Origin of the sequence: Flavobacterium rakeshii (assembly GCF_009741375.1) — a bacterium.
In the GTDB taxonomy this organism is placed as follows: domain Bacteria; phylum Bacteroidota; class Bacteroidia; order Flavobacteriales; family Flavobacteriaceae; genus Flavobacterium; species Flavobacterium rakeshii.
This window is the reverse complement of the sequence record NZ_WOWP01000045.1, coordinates 43,215-65,116: the sequence shown is the minus strand read 5'-3', so window position 1 is coordinate 65,116 and position 21,902 is coordinate 43,215. Positions and strand designations below refer to the sequence as shown.

Below are 21,902 nucleotides of genomic sequence, written 5' to 3'. Positions count from 1 at the left end.
TATTTGCCTTAATTCATTAAATACCTTTCTTTTTGAAATCACTTATTATCTTTTTTATTACCATATTATCATCTCTTGGGTTAAGGGCACAGGACTTATCTTCTGCAAGGCAGGAATTGGATAATGCCTTACTGCAAAAAGAGCATTTTGCAGATATAAAAAGAAAAAAGATTGCCGGTTACAGAAACGAAATTACACCCGGTTTAGATTTAAAAGAGGAGTACAGGATTAATGAACAGCTCTATGAACAATACCGGAAGTTTTATCTTGATAGTGCTATTTACTACATAAACAGAAACATCTCTATTGGCAATACGCTTAATAACGGATACTACAGAGACCGCTCGTCAATACAGTTGGCAAATCTATATTCTTCAAAAGGAAATTTTCTGGAATCACAGTCGTTACTTGACGGTGTTACTATTACAAAACAGCCTAATGATCTTAAAGCTTTGTATTATGAGTTTTACAGTCAGTTTTACGAGCACTATACAACTAATAATCCAAGTGAGCATTATGCAAAACAAATAGAGGTATATAGAGACTCCCTATTGCAGGTGCTCAGCCCTGATTCTAATAAGTACAAAATTAATTTGGCTCAGCAATTAATGTACAAAAAGGAATATTCAAAAGCCCGTGAGCTGCTTGAAAAAATGGAAAACAGCAGTACTGTAAAAGATCCCGACTATGCCATGTATGTTTATCTTTTGGGAGATATTTATATGCGGGAAGATAAGCAGGAGGAAGGTGTAAGGTATTATTGTCTGGCAGCAGTTACTGATATTGAGAATGGTATTAGGGATCATGGTGCTATACAAAACTTAGCAATTTACTATTACTATCAGGGTAAAATTGATTTGGCCTATAAATATGCACAATCAGCACTGGCAGATGCTGTGGCTTGTAACGTGAAATTCAGGACCCTTATGATGTCTGAGTTTTATTCGATTATAAATGCTTCCTATCAGGAGAAGGAAAATGCTGCAAAAAGTACCTTACGAACCTACCTTACTCTAATAAGCATTCTCAGCTTCTTTTTGATTTTAGCAGTAGTTTATGTTTACAGCCAAATGAGGCGAATTTCAAAAGTGAAGGAAGAACTGCTTGTATCAGGAGAAAGGCAAAAGGATCTTAACATGGAGCTTAAAACGGCTAATGAACAACTCAAGGTATTTAACTCCCAACTTCATGAATCTAACAGGGTAAAAGAGGAGTATATAGCACAGTTTTTTGATATATGTTCGTCTTACATAGCTAAGCTTGATGATTATAGAAAAAAGCTGAACAAAAAGGCTATGAACAAACAGTTTGATGAGCTGTCTAAAATATTAAAATCAAGTAGTGTGACTAATGAAGAACTGCATGAGTTATATGAACGATTTGATACAATTTTCATAAATCTGTATCCTAATTTCGTAAGTGAGTTTAACGACATGTTATTGCCTGAGGAAAAAATTGAACTTAAGCACGGTGAATTACTGAATGCCGAATTACGAATTTTTGCACTGGAGAGACTCGGGATTAGTGATGCAGTTAAGATAGCTTCCTTTTTACGATACTCTTTAAGCACCATTTATAACTACCGTACCAAGGTGCGAAATAAAGTCGCAATATCACGTGAAGAATTTGACGAAAGGCTTAAAACTATAGGTTAAGTAAATTGTTTAATTTCCCTTTTTTATTGTATGCTGTGGTAATGATGAGGCTATAATTACCCTGTTTTCTTCTACATAAAGGCTTAAAAACAGCTACAATTTCTAATTAATTATTTTGTTTAATTAATTGATTATTAGTGTTTAATGTTTTCTTTCTGTCTACATTTTGACTTATAGTATTTCGTATTGCTACTATAACGTTTTAGTTTTACCCTCAATAACATCTGTCGGTAATTAACGGCGCTAATACGAAATACAATGAAAAAAATTATGACAGTAGTACTTGCTCTACTTGCAGGACTACCATCAGTAGCTCAGGACAGGAATACTGAAATGGATAATTTCATAGATAACCTTATGGGCAAAATGACCTTAGAAGAAAAGATAGGTCAGTTAAACCTTCCAAGTGAAGGAGATATTATTACCGGACTAGGTAGTAATAGTAATATAGCAGAGAAAATCCGAAAAGGACAGGTGGGAGGAATGTTCAATATTAAAGGAGCAGATAAGATACGTGAAATACAAAAAATAGCGGTTGAAGAAAGCAGGATGAAAATCCCTATGCTTTTCGGGATGGATGTTATACATGGTTATGAAACGGTTTTCCCTATACCGCTAGGGCTTGCCTGTACATGGGATATGGATGCCATAGAGCAGTCGGCAAGAATTGGTGCAACTGAGGCCAGTGCAAACGGAATTAACTGGACTTTTAGCCCTATGGTTGATATTGCCAGAGATCCAAGATGGGGACGTGTATCTGAAGGAAGTGGTGAAGATCCCTTTTTAGGCGGTGCTATTGCCAAGGCAATGGTAAGAGGTTATCAGGGAAAAGACAATTCGTTTTCTGAAAATTCAAATATACTGGCATGTGTAAAACACTTTGCGCTTTATGGTGCAGGAGAGGCAGGAAGGGATTACAATACGGCAGATATGAGCCACATCCGTATGTATAATGATTACTTCTACCCATATAAAGCAGCTGTAGAGCAGGGAGTGGGTAGTGTTATGGCATCATTTAACGTTGTTGATATGGTTCCGGCTCACGCTAACAAATGGTTACTTACAGAAGTATTACGCAACCAATGGAATTTTACAGGCTTTACTGTTGCCGATTATAATGGAGTAGGAGAAATTCCAAGTCATGGTTTAGGTGATATGAAAAATGCCAGCAAACTGGCTCTTGATGCCGGTTTGGACATGGATATGGTATCTGAAGGATATTTAAATAACCTTTCAGCATTGGTTAAAGAAGGGAAAGTAGATTTAGAACAGGTTGATAAGGCATGTCGCCGTATACTGGAAGCTAAATATAAACTGGGACTGTTTAAAGATCCATACAAGTTTTGTGACAGTAAAAGAGCCAAAAAGGATATTTATACTAAAGAGAACAGAGCGATAGCAAGAAAAACGGCATCTGAGAGTTTTGTGCTATTAAAAAACGAAGGTAATGTTTTACCGTTAAACAAGTCTAAAACCATTGCAGTTATAGGTCCTTTGGCAAATACAGCATCTAATATGGTTGGTACATGGAGTGTGGCTGCAAAGCTTGATAAACCACTAACACTTTTAGAAGGTTTAAAAGAAGTAGCAGGGAAAAAATCCAACATACTTTATGCAGTAGGCTCAAACCTTTTGAGTGATGCTAAAATGCAGCAGGATGCTACTATGTTTGGCAGGGACATTCCCCGTGATAACAGAACTGAAGAAGAGCTAACTGCAGAAGCATTGGCTATAGCAGCAAAGTCTGATGTGATTATTGCGGCTATGGGTGAAGCATCGGAGATGAGCGGAGAGTCAAGCAGCCGTACCGATATAGGTATTCCGGCAGTACAAAAACGATTACTGGAAAAACTGGTAGCAACAGGTAAGCCTGTAGTATTAGTATTGTTTGCAGGACGACCTATGACACTGGTTTGGGAGCAGGAAAACGTACCGGCTATACTTAACGTTTGGTTTGGCGGAAGTGAAGCAGCACAGGCTATTGGCGACGTAGTATTTGGCGATGTAAACCCTAGTGGTAAACTGGTTTCTACCTTCCCAAGAAGCGTTGCTCAAATTCCGTTGTATTATAATCATCTAATGACAGGAAGACCGGCTTCAGATAAAGGTTTTGAGAAGTTTAGAAGTAATTACATGGATGAGAAAAATGCGCCTTTATATCCTTTTGGTTACGGGTTAAGCTATACTACGTTTGAATATACTGATATTACACTTAACAGTACAGATATGACTACAAACGGTAGTATTCAGGCTAGTGTTACAGTTACAAACACAGGTAACAGAGCAGGTAAAGAAACGGTACAGTTGTACATAAGGGATATGGAAGCGAGTATTTCAAGACCTGTTAAAGAGCTAAAAGGATTTGAGAAAGTAAGCCTTAAAGCAGGTGAATCAAAAACAATCACGTTTACGATTACAGAAGATCTTCTGAAATTTTACAACAGCGAACTACAGTATGCCAGCGAACCGGGTGCTTTCCGTGTTATGATAGGAGGTAGTAGCGATGCCGTTAAAACAGCTTCATTCAATCTTAAATAATAAACAAACAGTATATGATACGTAAAATCACCTTAGCCTGTTTATTGCTTTTGGCTTTTAATGCTAAAGCACAACAGGCACTACCAATCTATCTGGATGATACAAAACCTATGGAAGAGCGTGTTGAAGATGCACTTTCCAAAATGACTACTAAGGAAAAAATTGCCATGATACATGCGCAGTCTAAATTCAGTTCGCCGGGTGTGCCAAGACTGGGTATCCCTGAAAACTGGATGACCGACGGGCCTCACGGTATTCGTCCGGAAGTACTGTGGGATGAGTGGGAACAGGCTAGCTGGACCAATGACTCCTGTATTGCATTTCCGGCTCTTACAGCGCTTTCTGCAACATGGAACAGGGATATGGCACTTCTTTACGGTAAAAACCTTGGAGAAGAAGCCCGTTATCGTAATAAGAATGTACTATTAGGCCCCGGAGTAAATATTTACCGTAGTCCGCTAAACGGGAGGAACTTTGAGTACATGGGAGAAGATCCTTTCCTTGCCGGAGAAATGGTTGTGCCCTATATAAAAGGGGTTCAGTCTAACGGGGTGGCAACCTGTGTAAAGCATTTTGCCCTTAATAATCAGGAAACCAACAGGCATGGTGTTAATGTAATTGTAGACGACCGTGCCCTTTATGAAATTTACCTTCCGGCTTTTAAAGCTGCGGTACAAGAGGGTGGTACATGGGCTATTATGGGGGCTTACAATAAGTATAAAGGTCAGCAGGCCTGCCATAACAGTTACCTGCTTCAGGATATTTTACGTGACGAATGGAGCTTTGACGGTGTTGTTGTGGCCGACTGGGGTGGCGTTCACGATACAAAAGAAGCTATTTATAACGGACTTGATATTGAGTTTGGTACCTGGACCGACGGACTTACATGGGGCAGAAGTAATGCCTATGATAACTATTATATGGCAGCACCATACCTTGAGTTAATTGAGGCGGGTGAGGTAGGAACAAAAGAACTGGATGATAAGGTAAGGAACATATTACGCCTTTCATTCAGAACAACAATGGACAGGAACAGACCATTTGGTTCTTTCGGTACAGATGCACATGCAAAAGCAAGCCGTGCTATAGCAGAAGAAGGTATTGTATTGCTAAAAAATAAAAACTCTTTGTTACCACTGGATATAAAAAAGCATAAAAAAATTGCCGTAATAGGGGAAAATGCTGTTAAGATGATGACCGTAGGAGGAGGTAGTTCTTCACTTAAAGTACGATATGAAGTTTCTCCGCTTGACGGAATAAAAAACAGAGCAGGGAATGATTTTGAGGTGGTTTATGCCAGAGGTTATGTAGGAGATGCCAGCGGAGATTATAATGGGGTAGTTTCAGGTCAAAACCTGAAAGACGACCGTAGTGCAGCTGAGCTTAGGGAAGAGGCTTTACGTGTTGCTAAAGATGCCGACATCGTTGTGTTTGTGGGCGGACTGAATAAAAGTGATTTTCAAGATAGTGAAGGTAATGACCGTAAAGAGCTTGAGTTACCTTACGGACAAAATGAATTAATTAGTGACTTAGCAAAAGCTAACAGTAAGCTTGTAGATGTAAATATTTCGGGTAACGCAGTGGCGATGCCGTGGGAAAAAGAAGTACCTGCAATTGTACAGGGATGGTTTTTAGGGACAGAAGCGGGTAATGCCATAGCTTCGGTACTGTTTGGTGATGTAAACCCGTCAGGGAAACTAACGTTTACTTTCCCGGTTCAGCTTAAGGATAATGCAGCACATGCTTTAAATGCCTTTCCGGGAGATGATGAGGTAACCTATAAAGAAAGTATTTTTGTAGGGTACAGATGGCATGAAAAACAAAATATAAAACCATTGTTTCCTTTCGGACACGGATTAAGTTATACCACATTTAAGTATAGTGATATTAAGGCTGATAAAGCCACTGTAAATCAGGATGAAACCCTTAGAGTATCTGTAAAAGTAAAAAACACAGGTAAGCGTGACGGGGCAGAGGTTGTACAGCTTTATATATCAGATACCGAATCGTCGCTTCCAAGACCTATTAAGGAGCTTAAAGGGTTTGAAAAAGTATATCTGAAGGTAGGAGAAGAGAAGATTGTAACATTTAGTATTGCTAAAGAGGATCTTAGTTATTTTGATGATAAAAAACACCAATGGGTTGCAGAACCGGGTAGTTTTAGGGCAATAATAGGTGCTTCCTCTCAGGATATAAAGGGAGATGTTAGGTTTACCTTAAAATAAGCACAGTTATGAGTAGCCTTACTGTACAGGAAACTACCTTTCCTGATTCAAAAAAACATTACGAAATACTGGATGGACTGCGCGGGGTAGCAGCCCTTATTGTGGTAGCCTTTCACATACTGGAAATTTTTTCGGGAGGAGATCATACCAAACAGCTTATAAACCACGGTTATTTAGCGGTAGATTTCTTTTTTCTTCTTTCAGGTTTTGTAATAGCACATGCTTATGATGACCGTTGGAGGAAAATGTCCCTTAAAGATTTTTTTAAAAGAAGACTTGTACGCCTGCATCCTATGATAATTGTAGGTATGCTGTTAGGAGCTATCTGTTTTTATCCAAGTGCCAGCGCGATGTTTCCGGCTGTTGCTGCTACACCTGTGTGGAAACTGATTCTTGTAACAATACTGGGACTTTTTTTACTGCCGGTTCCTAATTCGCTGGATATAAGAGGCTGGGGGGAGATGTATCCTTTAAACGGCCCTGCATGGTCTCTTTTCTTTGAGTATATCGCTAATATTTTTTATGCCTTGTTTTTAAGAAAGGCATCTAATACAGTGATGTGGATTTTGGTTATAGTTTCAGGAGCAGCTCTTATTCATTTAGCTACAACAGGTCCTAATGGTGATATAATAGGAGGATGGTCGTTAGATTTGGCACAAATGCGTATTGGTTTCACCAGGCTTGCATTTCCGTTTTTAGCAGGTATATTATTGCGCAGGCTATGCCAACCGGGTAACATAAAGTTAGCCTTTTTATGGAGCAGTCTTCTTATTTGTGCAGTATTGATGTTTCCGCGTGTGGGAGGCACTCAAAATTTATGGATGAACGGACTTTATGATTCATTAACCGTAATATTTATATTTCCGGTAATCATTTACATCGGTGCCAGCGGAAGTATAGTATCGGCAAAAGCCCGAAGGTTATGTACTTTTCTGGGTGATATATCTTATCCTATATACATAACCCATTTCCCTGTACTATATATATACTATGCATGGGTAGCCAATAACAATATACAGTTAGAAAATGTATGGATAATGGGATTTTTGGTTTTTACAGTATCTATTGTGATAGCCTATGTTTCTCTTCGTTTTTATGATATACCGGTTCGTAAATGGCTAACCAAAAAACTAATCAGTAAGAAAGAATAATGTAAAAAATTTAGTTAGAGTCGTTTGGTTGACGCAGGTTCCGTAAAGGGTAGTATTGAGCTCAATATACTACCCTGAAGCGGGACTATTTTGTTTTATGTTAGTATTTTAAATTTTTGTGGAAATATAGACAGCTTACCGTGCCTGATTCAAAAATAGCAATACAGTATTACTATTAATAAAAATATACTTTTGAGACAGAAGTTAATTTACCAAATAAATTAGCAAAACAGAAGATAATGCTAAGTCTTCAAATTCATAATTTCCGGTTTGTTTTTGAAAACCATTATCTTCAAAAAAGGGTATAAGAGGGTTATAAATATATTCATTCAGCCAGATACCCTCATAAAGCTTACAAACAGAAATGCACTTTTTAAGTAATGAATGTTTTATTTCCGGTCGATCATATTTTTTAAGTACGCCAAAATCGGCAATACGCATGGCTCTTTTATCCTCAAAAGAATTTGGCTTTATACCCTTTGATGTAATTTTTACATATCCCGCCGGGTTATCATCTGCATATACAACTATCCACTGATTTGACAGGCTGTTTAACTCAGTAATAAGTTCCTTATCATTAAAGTTCTCAGTAATATAATTGTCAAGTGTTTTTTTGTCTATCAGAGAAGAAAATTTTTCTTTTGCCAGTTGATGGGTAAGAGTCCGCATTATATCCATTCCCTGTTCTGTTGCTATTATAAATTTTGTAGTTACATTCATATTCTTAGTGTTTAAACTACAAACTTACATATCTTTAAAGGGGGTATTCAGTACAGTATTTGCCTTTTCTATCGGTACAGTTACTGGTTTATTTTTTATTACTGTTTTTACAATACTGTCCGGCAAGTTTTATCGCTTGGATTCGCTTTTCAGAAAATTTATCAGCAAATACAATCCTAAAGTTTTTTTCAAAAATATTTGAAAAAGAAAATGTTAATCCTGGTGTAAAACGTACTCCAATTTTTTCGCACTCACTGTAAAAACTATCCATATTGACATAATCAGGCATTTTTACCCAAATGTTGTATCCGCCTTTAGGTGTTGTAACCATAGTTTCTTCAGGAAAACTGTTCAATATTAGATTAGTTGTAAAGTGTGCATTTTTAGCCAGTTGTAACCTAAATGCTCTAAGATGTCTGTCATAACTACTACCTGAAAGTAGTCGGTTTATGGTTTCTTGGAAAATAGGAGACACGGTGCTGCCAAGCGCAAACTTTATTTGTTCTGCACGAGGTAAAAATTTACCACAGCTAAGCCACCCTAATCGTATTCCCGGAGCTAGTGTTTTTGCGTATGATGAATAAGTTAACACAAGTCCACTATCATCAAACCCTTTAATATTAGAGGGACGCATGCCTGAAAAATTTAAATCACCATATATATCATTCTCAATAATGGCAATATTGTGTTGTTGTGCAACAGATAATAATGTTTTCTTTTGCTCATTTGTCATAATATTACCGGTTGGGTTATGATAATTTGGGGTTACTACAATCGCTTTGATATTAGTTTTTTTACATGCTCTTTTTAAGAAACTAATATCAAATCCATCTGTCACACCTGTAGGTATCTCAATAATTTTTAGTTTTAGTATCCGTATTACTTCAAGTACTGAAAATATACATGGACTTTCAATAGCAACTACATCATCAGGACTACATACTGCCGCTAATGAAATATATAATGCCTGTAATGCTCCATCTGTAATTATCAATTCTTCAGCATTTATAATACTTCTATGAGCAGCAGCTCTTTTAGCAATGTTGATTTTTAAATCATGATCACCGTTTGATGGGTAGTATCTTAACAGGGCGGTACTTTGTTCCCTAATAGCCTGTTGCATGGTGCGAAGTATGAGTTTTTGTGGGGTTAATAAATCGCCTGGTTTTGCTACATTAAATTCAGATAAACCTTTTTTGTCCCTGTGAGAGGTAATAAGGTTAAGGTTTTGTTTAAATACAGCATCTCTTACCACAGGTTTATAGGGTTTCTTTTCAGGTGTTTTTGTATACTCCTGCCTGTTAGTTACATAGTACCCTGATTTAGGAATACTTTCTACCAAACCCATTATCATGAGATGCTCATAACCGTTTTGTATAGTAGTAATACTTGTTTGGTATTGTTGTTTAAGTTCTCGTACTGAGGGTAACTTATGACCGGGCTTATAGATGCCCTCCCTAATATTTTTTTCTATAACAGAAGTAAACTTTTCAAATTTATACGACTTCATCTGTACCGTTAATTTTCACATATTTTAAAAGTGTATTAAAATTAAAAAAATAGATTTAGTGTAACCATCAAAAAAGTGATATTAACATGTATAAATGTTATGAAATGGAAGTGATTTTAATTTCTGGGCACAGCAGCTAGTTCAAACACTTTATAGCTACGACTGAAGCCACTGCTTATACTATATTTTTTTCTTTCAATTCGATTATTTTAAACTGAAATTTATCGAAAAGATCCTCATAGCTGTTTTTTATATCTCTTTGTTTTAAGAGTACAATAGCATTTAACAATGCTTCTTGTATAAATTGATCATTTTTACCATAATTCCATATTGGTATGACACATGTTTCAAACATTTCTTTAAAACCGGATGACGGACAGTATAATCGAGGCATATTTTCTTTATCGGTGTAAACTTCTGGCAGTTTACTGTACAGGCGGCTGGCTAATACATTAACGAGTGCATTAAGACTCAATACAGCCGTTGCAGGATCATTTATTCCAGGGCTCAAAGCTTTAATAGCTACTTCGCTAAGTTGCAGGCAACCATAATCGGCATTTAGTTCAATAGGCTGGCCATTATATAAGTCTACAGTTGCTATTATCTTTTCTGTCATTTCTGTAGTTATGTGACTTTCGGTAAATACTTCCATTACCGCAATATCCTTTAACAAAAAACTACTGCGTTTACAGCAAAAATGAATCACTAAATTATTCTCCATAGCTATTTTAAGAAGGTTTTCGGTGTCAAATCCCTGAAAATAACCTGACTGTGGCATTGCTATATTTATACCTGCTACCTGATATTGTTCATATTCTGCAACTTCTGTTTTAAATGTATTAGATATTGCTGTAAGTGTTTTGCGTTCTATTCTTTCTATAACTGTTTCATATTTTACTGTCTTGGTAACATAGTCTAAAAAATAAATGAAAAGGAAAACAGCTATAACTGTTAGAATAATAAGTAGGTATATACTTAATGATGGAATTGTAATAGAATCACTTGTATCCCGTATTGTAGATAATATAGCCAGTGCATACACTATGGTACCAATATAATAACCCAGTACAACCTGTTGAAAACGATTTTGAATCATACTGGTTAATACCCTGTTACTCATTTGTGAAGCAGCCTGATTAAGTACTACCATTACCATTGTAAAACTAAAAACAGTAAGAGAAAGTAGTGCAGCTGCTATTGTAGAAGCAATTGATCTTGCTGTGCTGGCATCTTTTAATTGTAGCCAGCTGTTACCTGATTTAAGTTTAGTACCAAAAGAAGACAAATCAACCTCTAGCATAATGATTGATAATATTAAAAAACATACAGCAATTATACCCGGTAAAAATGCAATACTGTTAATGACTCTTGTATACAGTATTCTGAAATTGTTTTTAATATTCATGAGTATCCTGATTGTTGGTATATCAAGATAGAAAAAAATTACAAATTTTCAATTTCATTTAGTTTTTGTTTATGTACTCTTTATGTTTTATTGCTCTAACCAATTTTTAAAATCGGAAGCTTTATTCTTACTGATTATCACATATTCTTTTAAATCAGGCTTTAAGGTTAGTTTAAGTTGGTTTTTTCCATACAGTAAGATTGAACTTATAGCCCTAATGTTAATTAAATACTGTCTGTTTGCTCTATAGAATTCTTTTGGGTCTAGTACTTTACTAATTTCATCTAAGCTGGAATTAATTACATACCTCATACCATCAAACATTTGTATATAAATAACAGTATCCTGTAAACTGATAAATGCAATATCTGTAACAGATACCGAAATCAATTCGTCTTTGTGATATGTGGTAATCCTTTTTTTTATCTGTTCGTTATAACTATCATTAATTTTTACCTGTTGATTATTCAATTGATTATTTAGTGCTGTAAGATTTATTATTTGTTCATTTAGGTAATCAATTTCCTGTTCTGTTTGCAGTATAAAACTTTTATAAATTTTCTTTATTAAGAAAAAGCTCAGTGTTAATATTAATACAACCGAAATAATAAATGAAAGTAAAAAGTTGAGATACAGATTAGACACCTGAGCTTCGAGAACTTTAATGTTAGTATGTGAAGCCAGCATCCAGTCACTTCCTTTTACTGGGGCAAATTAACAAACTTGCAAAATATAGGGAGCCCTCGGACTCCCTTATTTGTGTTAAAATTAGGTCCACCTCACTTTTGAGACAGCCCCTTAGGACGGTCTCATAATACCAGTTTTAAATGTAACTGTATTTGGTATAGTGCAAATGGGATGATAACTTTAGTCAATAAGCTAACTGTAAACTATCCGAATTCACTACAAGTATGATGACCAATGTTTTACCAACACCAATAGATTAGTTAAAGCATTGCTGTAAGCTCATCATGAATATTTTCTTTAGTTATTCCCAATTTGGACAATAGTGTCCATAGGTCACCATTAGAGGTATGTTCCTTAATGTAACTGATAAATTTATCTTTTCCCAATTCTTTTATTGCTTTTTCACAAATCAGTGCGCCTATCATATAGGGAACTGGTGTTTCATCATTTATATACTCTCTCTCATAGGGGTTTTCAATAAGACCAACATAATCTACTTTATGTGAGGCTATGTATTGCTTCATAGCTTTCTTATGCCATTGGTAATCATATTTTCCACTGCCGCCAAAGTAAGTAGCTAGGCCTTCATCAAGAATTTTTGGCATATTAGGGTAGAGCGAATTCGTATAGATATGTACTATCTCATGCGTATAGTAATCCGAATTATTTCCGGAGAATACTATATTTCCAGCTTCTGCAAGCCCCCCAGTAGCTGATACATACATCATAGGTGTATAATCATAACCCTTAATACTGAAGAGTTCTACCGGATCGGTACAGGAATAATAGTCTACAGGTATCGGTGTAGTATGGAAGAAAGCACAGATTTTTTCGATATCTTTTTTCTGGCTGTCAGCCTCTTCCTTATTGAATGATTTTGCAGGAGAGATGTAGTAATTGACGCTGCCGTGTTTTTCCTTTCTCCAGTGTGAGGTCGCGTAGTCTAGATATGAGCTGAAAATAACCTGTCCGTCAATATGGTTAGCAACAAGATTGTAAATTGTCCGTATAATATTTTCGCCGGTGTTCTCATTATGTCCCACATAACCGATCTTTACAATTTTTTTATCAGAATTTGTCGTATTGATAATCTCCATTAGTACAGGTTTATAATAGTCTGACCCCAGTTTTCCCTGCTCTATGTTAACAATTCCAGCATATGGGTATATAAATCTCGTAAAATCACTTTTTTTCCAATAAGGGTTATTGGTCTGGTCATTATTCTTGGTCTCAAGAAATTGTTTCAATGCTGCAATAACAGCAGCATTTTCCTTTGTCTGGGCCACTGTAGGAGAGACTGACAGGCTAAAGTTGGATGGCGCTTCTTGCGAATTACATGATGCGGATAAGAATAGTAATAGAATAATTGCTAGCTTTTTCATAATTTAATAGTTAGTTGTTATGTGCTAATTTATAAAACTGGTAGAAAATACGTTGGAAAATGCTGAAATCCTCGGTGACGATTTCAGCTGTGCCTATCAGGTTAGGCTGATATGTTAATATTTTACCGTATGATGTTTTCAGCTTATTGGGTAGTCTAATATAGGAAGTCTACTTCCCGCCTGGGTAATGCTAAGGAATTCCCGTTGGGTTGTTTTCTCCCAATCGCCACTTACTAAAAGGCTGGTCTGCGCATTGGTTTTGTTTGTGTTGTCTTATGATGTTTTGCGCCTACTATTTACCAATACAGAAATTAGCAAAAATATTACCTAACAGTTCATCATTAGTAACCTGACCTGTAATTTCTCCAAAGTAGTATAGTGCCTGCCTGATATCAATAGCCATAAGATCGGCAGGAAGATTAGAGTTTAACCCAAACTGTACTTTTTGAATCTCCTCTAAGGCTTTTAATAATGAATCGTAGTGCCTTGTATTGGTTACTATCGTTTCGTTGTTTCGTAATGCCCCTGTGTTTACAAAAGAAAGCAGCTTATCTTTCAGTTCCTCAACACCTGTATTTTCTTTAGCCGAAATAAGCATTAGTTCTTCAATAGCTGAAGTAATTTCAGTTTTTTGGTTATCTGTAAGTTTATCAGCTTTGTTTCCTAAAACAATAAGAGGCTTTAAAGGGAACTGGTTTTTTATTTTTTCAATCTCAACTTTAAGTCGGTTAAGATATTCGCTATCATTTGCCAATGCCGATCCGTCTATTAGATAAATAACAACCTGAGCCTGCTCTATTTTTTCAAAAGTCTTTTTGATACCAATATTTTCAACCACATCTTTGGTTTCCCTTATTCCGGCAGTATCAATAAACCTGAACCCTATACCATTTATAACCAGTTCGTCTTCAATGGTATCTCGTGTTGTACCGGCAATGTCAGATACAATGGCTCTTTCCTCATTCAGTAATGCATTAAGTAGGGTAGACTTACCAACATTAGGCTCTCCTACAATAGCTACCGGAATACCATTTTTAATAACATTACCAACAGCAAATGAATCTATCAATCTTTTAAGTACAAATTCAATTCTGTTCAGCAGGTCATGGAATTGGGTACGGTCGGCAAACTCAACATCCTCTTCAGAGAAATCTAGCTCAAGCTCTATAAGAGAAGCAAAATTTAGCAGCTCATCACGTAGTTTGGCAATTTCGTTAGAGAAACCACCTCTCATTTGTTGCATGGCAATTTGGTGTGAAGCCTCGTTATCACTGGCAATCAGGTCGGCTACTGCTTCAGCCTGAGATAAGTCCAGTTTTCCGTTAAGAAATGCCCTTAGTGTAAACTCACCGGCATTAGCCATACGGCAACCACTACGCAACAGTAACTGAATAATTTGCTGTTGTATAAAAGTAGAACCGTGACAGGAAATCTCTATGGTATTTTCTCCGGTGTAGGAGTTAGGCCCTTTAAAAAGAGATAGTAGTACCTGGTCATAAATTTTATCACCATCGGCAATATGACCAAGATGTATAGTGTGTGTTTTTTGTTTAGTGATATCCTTACCGGAAACCGAACGAAAAACCTTAGATGCTATAGTAATGGCATCTTTACCTGATAAGCGTATAATGGCTATGGCTCCGGCTCCCGAAGGTGTTGCAAGTGCTACAATGGTGTCCTGTAAAATCATAAACAAAAGTTTTTACAAAGATAGTTATTAAACACACAACGCAAACATTTGTTCATTCGTCGTGTAATTGCTACCATTCATCTATCAGTGAGTGATTTATTGAAAATGTTTTAGTTACATTTGCATTATAATTTGAATAAAGAAATTCAAAAAATAAATTTATTACAGTCAATTAAATAATTTATTCACCCCACAAAACCGACTATGAATAAAAATTTTATGCGCTTCGGCGCTCTTTTAGGAGCACTAGTATTAATGATTTCCTGTAACAATGATGACAATTCGGTAAACACACCAAATGTTCAGGAGAAAATTATTTTAAACACCGATTCTCAATCCCTAAACCAAAGAATTAAATTTGACAACTCAGGAGTACTTAATGTAGATCTTCCTATTGCAGGAAGAGACAACGAAGATGTAGCCGGAAACTTCCCTCTTGAACTTGTTGCCGAAGTACAACCACCAGTATATGGCAATTTAACGCTAAAAGCGACTCACGTAGCGATTAACGGTAACTATGCTTATGTATCTTACAATACAGAAGGTGAGGCATACTCGGGAGCTATTGATGTAATTGATATTTCAAACCCTGCTGTTCCTCAATTGGTAATGCAGGCTGTTTTACCTGATACCGATATTAGTTCGCTTACATACGATAACGGAGTTTTATATGTTGCAGGTGCAGCAAGTACTGATGCATTCCCAGAGCTTGATTCGGCAGCATTTACAGCAGCTATGACACTTTCTAACGGACTTCTAAGTACTAACTACACTCAAACTACTATTGCGGGTAATGTAGGTACATCTGTAACATCATCTGGGAACAAGTATTTTGCAGTATCTGGTGATAACGGTGAGCTTGTAAAAATAAACAAGTCTAACAATCAGGTTGAAGCTACTATTCCGGTAAACGATTTAAGAGCTGTAGCGTACAACAGTAACAAAGTTGTAGTTTTAAGCGGAACTCAGGGAGTAAAAGTGTATAACGCTAACAATATGAACCAGCAAACTACTTTTGCTACTTCACAAGATGTTGCTTCTGCAAAAAGAACGATTGACTTTTTAGGTAACAATACACTTTTAGTTGCCGAAGGTTATAACGGACTTGGGGTATACAACTACAATTCAGGTAATAAAACACAAACTATAAACGTACCAACATTTGTTGATGGTGTAGATTCGTCAGATATTACAACAAACGCGGTATCGGTAAACGATAACAAAGTATATATTGCTAATGGTGGTGCCGGACTTTACATTTATGAGAACGGCAACGGTAACCAAGGGCTTAATATAATGGGTTCTATTAATCTAGACGGATCTTGTAACTATGTGGTAAGTAAAGACAAATATATTTTTGCAGCCATGGGTAACGGAGGCCTTAAAATAGCCCGTATTATGACCAATGTACAAACTATTGACTGTACAGATTTCCCAACTTACAACGGATCATCGTGGTTAAATGTAAACTCTAACCAAACTAAAGAGTATCAGGGGTCGGCTTCATTACAGGGAGTGAATGTAAATGCTAATTCAAACCTTACATTCTGTGGTTCACTGTCGGTTTCTCAGGGACTAAATGTAAACAGTCATGGAACTTTTTACATGAAAGGTTCACTGGCTCAGGGACAGGCAAACAACCCTTGGTTGTCACTTAATGTAAATAGTAACGCTGTATTACGAATTGAAGGTAGTGTGGTTGTATATGGTAACCTGGTACTAAACAGTAACTCTACACTTGAGTTTGTAGGTTCGGGTTCATCAATTACAGTTTACGGTAATGTAACAAAAGGCAGCAATGTAACAATCACAGGAGAGTATACAGATACTTTTAACAACGTGAATTAAGAAACATAAGCAAACACAATGATAGAAGAGGCCGACTTTATGTCGGTCTTTTTTTTTAACAAAAACCTTACAAACAAGAGTGATAAATGTCATAATTTTAAGACGATAATTTTTGTAACTTTACACTACATCAACATCGTACTTATTTATGAAACGTATCCTTTTTCCTACGGATTTTTCTCAGGCAGCAAAAGCCGCCTTTGTATATGCCCTGCGCTTTGCCGATAGCTTTGACGCTGAACTCATTCTTTTACATGTATATGACCTGCCTATAGTTGATACTCCGCCAATGCCGGAAATGACTAAGGAGATTTTTGATATTGTAGAAATGAACCAGTTTGAAAGTTTTAGGGAAGAATTGCCGGAGCTTCATAAAATTGCCGAAAAAAAAGGATTGGGACATGTAAGAATTAAAAATATGCTGCTGTATGGCGATTTGGTATACAATATAAACAAAGTGACCAAAGATGAAGATGTTGATTTTATAGTGATGGGAACTAAAGGTGCTTCCGGGTTAAGGGAAACATTTATAGGTTCTACAACAGCTTCTGTAATTTCTAATTCAGATGTTCCGGTACTGGCAATACCTGAGGAAGCCGAATTTCATCACAGGATAAAAAATATAGCCTTTACAACCCAATACAGGGAAAAAGATAATGATGCTTTAAAAAGTGCTCTTGATATAGCCGATAAATTTAAAGCAACAATACAATGTCTTTATATTAAAAATCCTGATGATCCTACTGATATAGATGAAAGGATTGCCGAATGGAGGATGTATTACAGGGAAAAGAATATCGATTTCTTTAATATAGCCGGAGATCATATTGAACAGACTATTCTTGACTTTATAGAGAGTCAGCATGTGGATATGCTTGTTATGCGTAAACACAAACGAGGATTTTTTGAAGGACTTTTCCATAGGAGTCTTACCAAAAAAATGGCCTATCATACTAAAGTACCATTGTTGGTATTCCATGAAAATTAAATATAGTATCCCGCTGAAAGGCGGGATTTTTTATAAGTCAATACTTATATTTGCGCTCTAACAAACCTCTTACCTATGAATTTTTATTCTTCAAGACTTACCCATTTTACCCAGCAGTTGGAACAACTCAAAAAACAATACAATACTATTAGTTTTTTAAGGCTTATAGCAGTATTGGGAATTTTATTTTTCGGCTGGCAGTTACTAAAAACAGAAGGTGATTTTGTTTACTTACCGGGTATAGTAATTGGTATAGTCGCTTTTGCTTTTCTTATGAAGAAGCACGGAACCATCTCTAAGGCAAGAACAAGGGCAAGAACATTAAAGGCTATCAATATAGATGAGATAACTTTTTTGAAAAAAGAAGGAATTCCGTTTGAAAACGGGGAGGAGTTTATTGATTTTCACCATACCTATTCATATGATTTGGATATTTTTGGAAACAGGTCATTATTCCATAATATGAACCGTACCCAAACCTTTAAAGGTAAAGAAAAATTAGCTTCGTTACTGCTTAATGTACTGCCTCAGGATGATATACTTAAAAATCAGGAGGCTATTAAGGAGCTGAGTGCTAAACCCGAATGGAGGCAGGAAATCATGGCTATGGGTAAAATGAACAAGGATAACGCTACCGTTTATAAAAAGCTTATAGGATGGAGTAAAAGTAATCTGAAAGGAATATCAATATCATCTCTTATTACCTCTTATGTGTTACCTATATTATTAGTTTTTGCGCTTATTGCTTATTGGATAACAGGGAACAGGGATTACCTGGATGTTTCAGGTTTTTTGTTTGTGTTTAATCTTGGTTTTCTTTCTACGCAGTTTAAACTGATAAAATCTGAAATTGCCGATACGACCGAAATCCATGAAATTATACATAATTACGGACTCATAATTGAGCAAATTGAAAAGGAATCGTTTACAAGTGATAAGCTAAAAGGACTACAGCAAAACCTTGTATTGAAAAATCATAAGGCTAGTGAGCAGATAAGAAGACTCTCAGATCTTTTATCAAGGATGGATACAGTAAACAACCTTTTTGCCATGATACTGTTTAACGGTGCTTTTTTATTCCATGTACATACACTTAATACGCTTTTAAAATGGAAAAAAGAACATGCCGAAGCTATATCTCACTGGCTTGATATAATAGCCGAGGTAGAGGCTTTAAACAGTTTGGCTAACCTGTATTATAATAATCCCGAATTCACCTTCCCAAGCCTTAATAACGACTATAAGGTAAGTTTTACAGATGTTGCCCACCCGTTATTAAATGTCACGACAAGGATAGGGAATGATGTGGATTTCAATCCGAGATTTATGATACTTACCGGGTCTAACATGTCGGGTAAGAGTACCTTTTTACGTAGTTTAGGTGTTAACATGGTACTGGCAGGAGTGGGGGCTCCGGTTTGCGCTGCACAGGCTAATATACATGCGTTGCCTGTTTTGGTTTCTATGAGGCTTTCTGATTCTCTTTCTGACAGCGAATCGTATTTCTATGCCGAAATTAAGCGTTTAAAGCAAATTATGGACAGTTTAGAGCACGAAAGGGCATTTGTATTGCTGGATGAGATTTTGCGCGGTACAAACTCTGATGATAAGCAGGCTGGGACTATTGAGGTAGTAAAGAAAATGGTAGCACGCAAAGCAATAGGTGCTATAGCGACTCACGATATTGAAGTATGTAATACTACGGCACAATATCTTACAGATTTGCGTAACAGTTGTTTTGAAGCTCAAATTGTAGATAACGATCTTTACTTTGATTATAAGTTAAGGGATGGTATCTGTAAAAATAAAAGTGCGACTTTCCTTATGGAAAAAATGGGCGTTATATAACAGTTTAGGGTTTAACGTTTATTAACAGCTAAATATTTCTTAATCAGGTTAATGTTGTTTTTTGGGTTAGTAACTTTAAGTATTATTAATTCAAAACAAAAAAACAGCTATGCCATTTATTACAACAAATTCTGTTAGCCTTTCGGGCAGTTCAGAAGAAGTCAATATTTTTTATCAGGATACAGGCAGGGGCAAACCGGTAATACTAATTCACGGTTGGCCGCTAAGCCATGCTATGTGGGAATACCAGCTAAACGAACTGCCAAAACACAATATAAGAGTTATAGCTTACGACAGACGTGGCTTTGGAATGTCATCCCGCCCGTGGGAAGGATATGACTATGATACCTTTGCATCCGATCTTAAAGCCCTTATCGAAACACTGGAACTTACTGATGTTACCCTTGTAGGATTCTCGATGGGAGGAGGGGAAGTAGCCCGTTATCTTTCTAAATATAATGAAGATGGCAGGGTGAGTAAAGCCATACTGGTAAGTGCAGTGACTCCTTTTTTACTGGAAACAAGCGATAATCCCAATGGTATGCCGCAAGATGTATTTGAGAATATTAAAGTGCAATTGGAGCAGGATAGGGCACATTTCCTGTCTAACTTCGGTAAAACATTTTTTGGGGTAAATGTATTTAATCATCCTGTAAGTGCTGAGCATTTACAGCACACGCTTAATATGGCTATGAATTCGGCAGGATATGCAGCTATAAAATCAATGCAGGCATGGTCTACAACCGATTTTAGAAAGGATTTACCAACTATAAAAGTACCAACACTGGTAATACATGGTAAGGACGATGAAACGGTGCCTATTGATGTTTCTGCTGAAGAAACGGTTAAATATATTCCGCACAGTGAGTATTTAATTTATGATGATGCCCCACACGGACTATTCTATACCCACATGCAAAAGTTTAACGAAGATATTATTCGCTTTATTAATTCATAATTGCTAATAGTATTAGCAACATAAAAAAACCGCAACACAGTTAAGTGTTGCGGTTTTTAAATATAAAAAAGGGTTGGATAATAGCGTAGCTATGTCACAGTTATATTAGTCCCTGTGATAATAACTATTGGGAATTACTGTGTTTGTAAAGTATTAAGGCTTAGTTATTAAGCATAACCGGCATTACCAGCATGGTAACAGTCTCACCTTCATCAAGTCCGTCAATAGGAGTAAGGATACCTGCACGGTTCGGTAACGACATTTCAAGCATAATTTCGTCGCTTTGCAGGTTAGTAAGCATTTCTGTAAGGAAACGCGAGTTGAAACCTATTTGCATGTCGTCTCCCTGGTAATCACAGGTAAGTCTTTCTTCTGCTTTGTTAGAGTAGTCAATATCCTCGGCAGAGATGTTAAGTTCAGTACCTGCAATCTTAAGGCGTATTTGGTGTGTTGTCTTGTTAGAGAAGATAGCCACACGACGTACAGAGCTTAAGAAAGAAGTTCTGTTTATTAATAACTTATTAGGGTTCTCTTTAGGTATAACCGCTTCGTAGTTAGGGTATTTACCGTCAATTAATCTACAGGTTAGTATGTAGTTGTCAAAAGAGAATGTAGCGTTAGAGTCGTTGTATTCAATTTTTACCTCTGCGTCAGATGTTGCTAATATACCTTTAAGGATATTAAGCGGTTTTCTTGGCATGATAAAATCAGCAACCTGAGATGCTTTTACATCGGTTCTTGCATATTTAACCAGTTTGTGAGCATCGGTAGCTACAAAAGTAAGTCCTTCCGGAGAGAACTGGAAAAATACCCCCGACATTACCGGGCGAAGGTCGTCGTTACCGGCAGCAAAAATAGTTTTGCTAACAGCAGTAGCAAGCACCTCTGCAGGGACAAGGGTAGAAGAAGGATCCTCAAGCGATACTGCTTTAGGGAACTCCTCACCAGATGCATAAGCAAGTGCATATTTACCTGAGTTAGAGCTTATCTCTATAGTATTGTTATCTTCTACAGTGAAAGTAAGCGGCTGCTCTGGGAAAGTTTTAAGGGTTTCCAGTAACAGTTTTGCCGGAACGGCAACGCTACCCTGGCTTTCTGAATCAATTTCAAGAGAGGCAGACATGGTAGTTTCAAGATCTGAAGCAGAAACCGTAAGCTGGTTATTATCTAATTCAAAAAGGAAGTTATCTAATATAGGCAGTGTGTTGCTGCTGTTGATAACGCTCCCTAGTACCTGAAGCTGTTTTAGCAAATATGAACTGGATACAATAAATTTCATTTCTATGGTCTTTGATTT

Annotated in this window: 15 protein-coding genes; 8 read left to right on the top strand and 7 right to left on the bottom strand. The window is 36.6% G+C overall.

Annotated elements, in window-relative coordinates:
- Positions 1 to 32 precede the first annotated feature (32 nt).
- The 4 genes from GN157_RS11750 (at position 33) to GN157_RS11735 (ending at position 7,569) form a co-directional block, all read left to right on the top strand.
- The gene (locus GN157_RS11750) at positions 33 to 1,655 is read left to right on the top strand and encodes a DUF6377 domain-containing protein (RefSeq protein WP_157483583.1); all 1,623 of its coding nucleotides are present in this window, start codon (positions 33 to 35) and stop codon (positions 1,653 to 1,655) included.
- A 258-nt stretch (positions 1,656 to 1,913) separates the two neighbouring features.
- A complete protein-coding gene (gene bglX, locus GN157_RS11745; RefSeq protein WP_157483582.1) occupies positions 1,914 to 4,193 on the top strand; it encodes a beta-glucosidase BglX in 2,280 nt (759 codons plus the stop codon).
- 14 nt (positions 4,194 to 4,207) lie between these two features.
- Entirely contained in the window at positions 4,208 to 6,418 is a 2,211-nt protein-coding gene (locus GN157_RS11740) for a glycoside hydrolase family 3 C-terminal domain-containing protein (RefSeq protein WP_157483581.1), read from the top strand.
- 8 nt (positions 6,419 to 6,426) lie between these two features.
- Complete coding sequence (locus tag GN157_RS11735) at positions 6,427 to 7,569, top strand: acyltransferase family protein (protein ID WP_157483580.1); 1,143 nt, start codon at positions 6,427 to 6,429, stop codon at positions 7,567 to 7,569.
- 204 nt (positions 7,570 to 7,773) lie between these two features.
- On the opposite strand, the gene GN157_RS11730 is transcribed toward GN157_RS11735, so the two are convergent.
- The 6 genes from GN157_RS11730 to mnmE all read right to left on the bottom strand — a co-directional run bounded on the left by GN157_RS11730 (position 7,774) and on the right by mnmE (position 14,963).
- A complete protein-coding gene (locus GN157_RS11730; protein WP_157483579.1) occupies positions 7,774 to 8,289 on the bottom strand; it encodes an N-acetyltransferase in 516 nt (171 codons plus the stop codon).
- A gap of 88 nt (positions 8,290 to 8,377) precedes the next feature.
- On the bottom strand, positions 8,378 to 9,799 hold the full coding sequence (locus GN157_RS11725; RefSeq protein ID WP_157483578.1) for an aminotransferase-like domain-containing protein: 1,422 nt from the start codon (positions 9,797 to 9,799) through the stop codon (positions 8,378 to 8,380).
- A gap of 175 nt (positions 9,800 to 9,974) precedes the next feature.
- On the bottom strand, positions 9,975 to 11,204 hold the full coding sequence (locus GN157_RS11720) for a DUF2254 domain-containing protein (protein ID WP_157483577.1): 1,230 nt from the start codon (positions 11,202 to 11,204) through the stop codon (positions 9,975 to 9,977).
- A gap of 87 nt (positions 11,205 to 11,291) precedes the next feature.
- Positions 11,292 to 11,891, bottom strand: coding sequence for a LytR/AlgR family response regulator transcription factor (locus tag GN157_RS11715; protein ID WP_157483576.1), 600 nt, complete (start codon positions 11,889 to 11,891; stop codon positions 11,292 to 11,294).
- A gap of 260 nt (positions 11,892 to 12,151) precedes the next feature.
- The gene (locus GN157_RS11710) at positions 12,152 to 13,273 is read right to left on the bottom strand and encodes a hypothetical protein (RefSeq protein ID WP_157483575.1); all 1,122 of its coding nucleotides are present in this window, start codon (positions 13,271 to 13,273) and stop codon (positions 12,152 to 12,154) included.
- Positions 13,274 to 13,565: 292 nt separating this feature from the next.
- Entirely contained in the window at positions 13,566 to 14,963 is a 1,398-nt protein-coding gene (mnmE, locus tag GN157_RS11705) for a tRNA uridine-5-carboxymethylaminomethyl(34) synthesis GTPase MnmE (protein ID WP_157483574.1), read from the bottom strand.
- A gap of 204 nt (positions 14,964 to 15,167) precedes the next feature.
- Between mnmE and GN157_RS11700 the strand changes: the two genes are divergently transcribed.
- The 4 genes from GN157_RS11700 (at position 15,168) to GN157_RS11685 (ending at position 20,605) form a co-directional block, all read left to right on the top strand.
- Positions 15,168 to 16,811 carry an LVIVD repeat-containing protein gene (locus GN157_RS11700; RefSeq protein WP_157483573.1) on the top strand — a complete coding sequence of 548 codons (1,644 nt, stop codon included), beginning with the start codon at positions 15,168 to 15,170 and terminating at the stop codon, positions 16,809 to 16,811.
- Between the two features lie 148 nt (positions 16,812 to 16,959).
- Positions 16,960 to 17,799: a universal stress protein gene (locus tag GN157_RS11695; protein ID WP_157483572.1), complete on the top strand. Its 840-nt coding sequence runs from the start codon at positions 16,960 to 16,962 to the stop codon at positions 17,797 to 17,799.
- 75 nt (positions 17,800 to 17,874) lie between these two features.
- Positions 17,875 to 19,647: a MutS-related protein gene (locus GN157_RS11690; RefSeq protein WP_157483571.1), complete on the top strand. Its 1,773-nt coding sequence runs from the start codon at positions 17,875 to 17,877 to the stop codon at positions 19,645 to 19,647.
- Positions 19,648 to 19,756: 109 nt separating this feature from the next.
- Complete coding sequence (locus GN157_RS11685) at positions 19,757 to 20,605, top strand: alpha/beta fold hydrolase (RefSeq protein ID WP_157483570.1); 849 nt, start codon at positions 19,757 to 19,759, stop codon at positions 20,603 to 20,605.
- A gap of 160 nt (positions 20,606 to 20,765) precedes the next feature.
- Here GN157_RS11685 and dnaN read toward each other — a convergent pair whose 3' ends face one another.
- Positions 20,766 to 21,884: a DNA polymerase III subunit beta gene (dnaN, locus tag GN157_RS11680; protein WP_035130739.1), complete on the bottom strand. Its 1,119-nt coding sequence runs from the start codon at positions 21,882 to 21,884 to the stop codon at positions 20,766 to 20,768.
- Between the last annotated feature and the right edge of the window lie 18 nt (positions 21,885 to 21,902).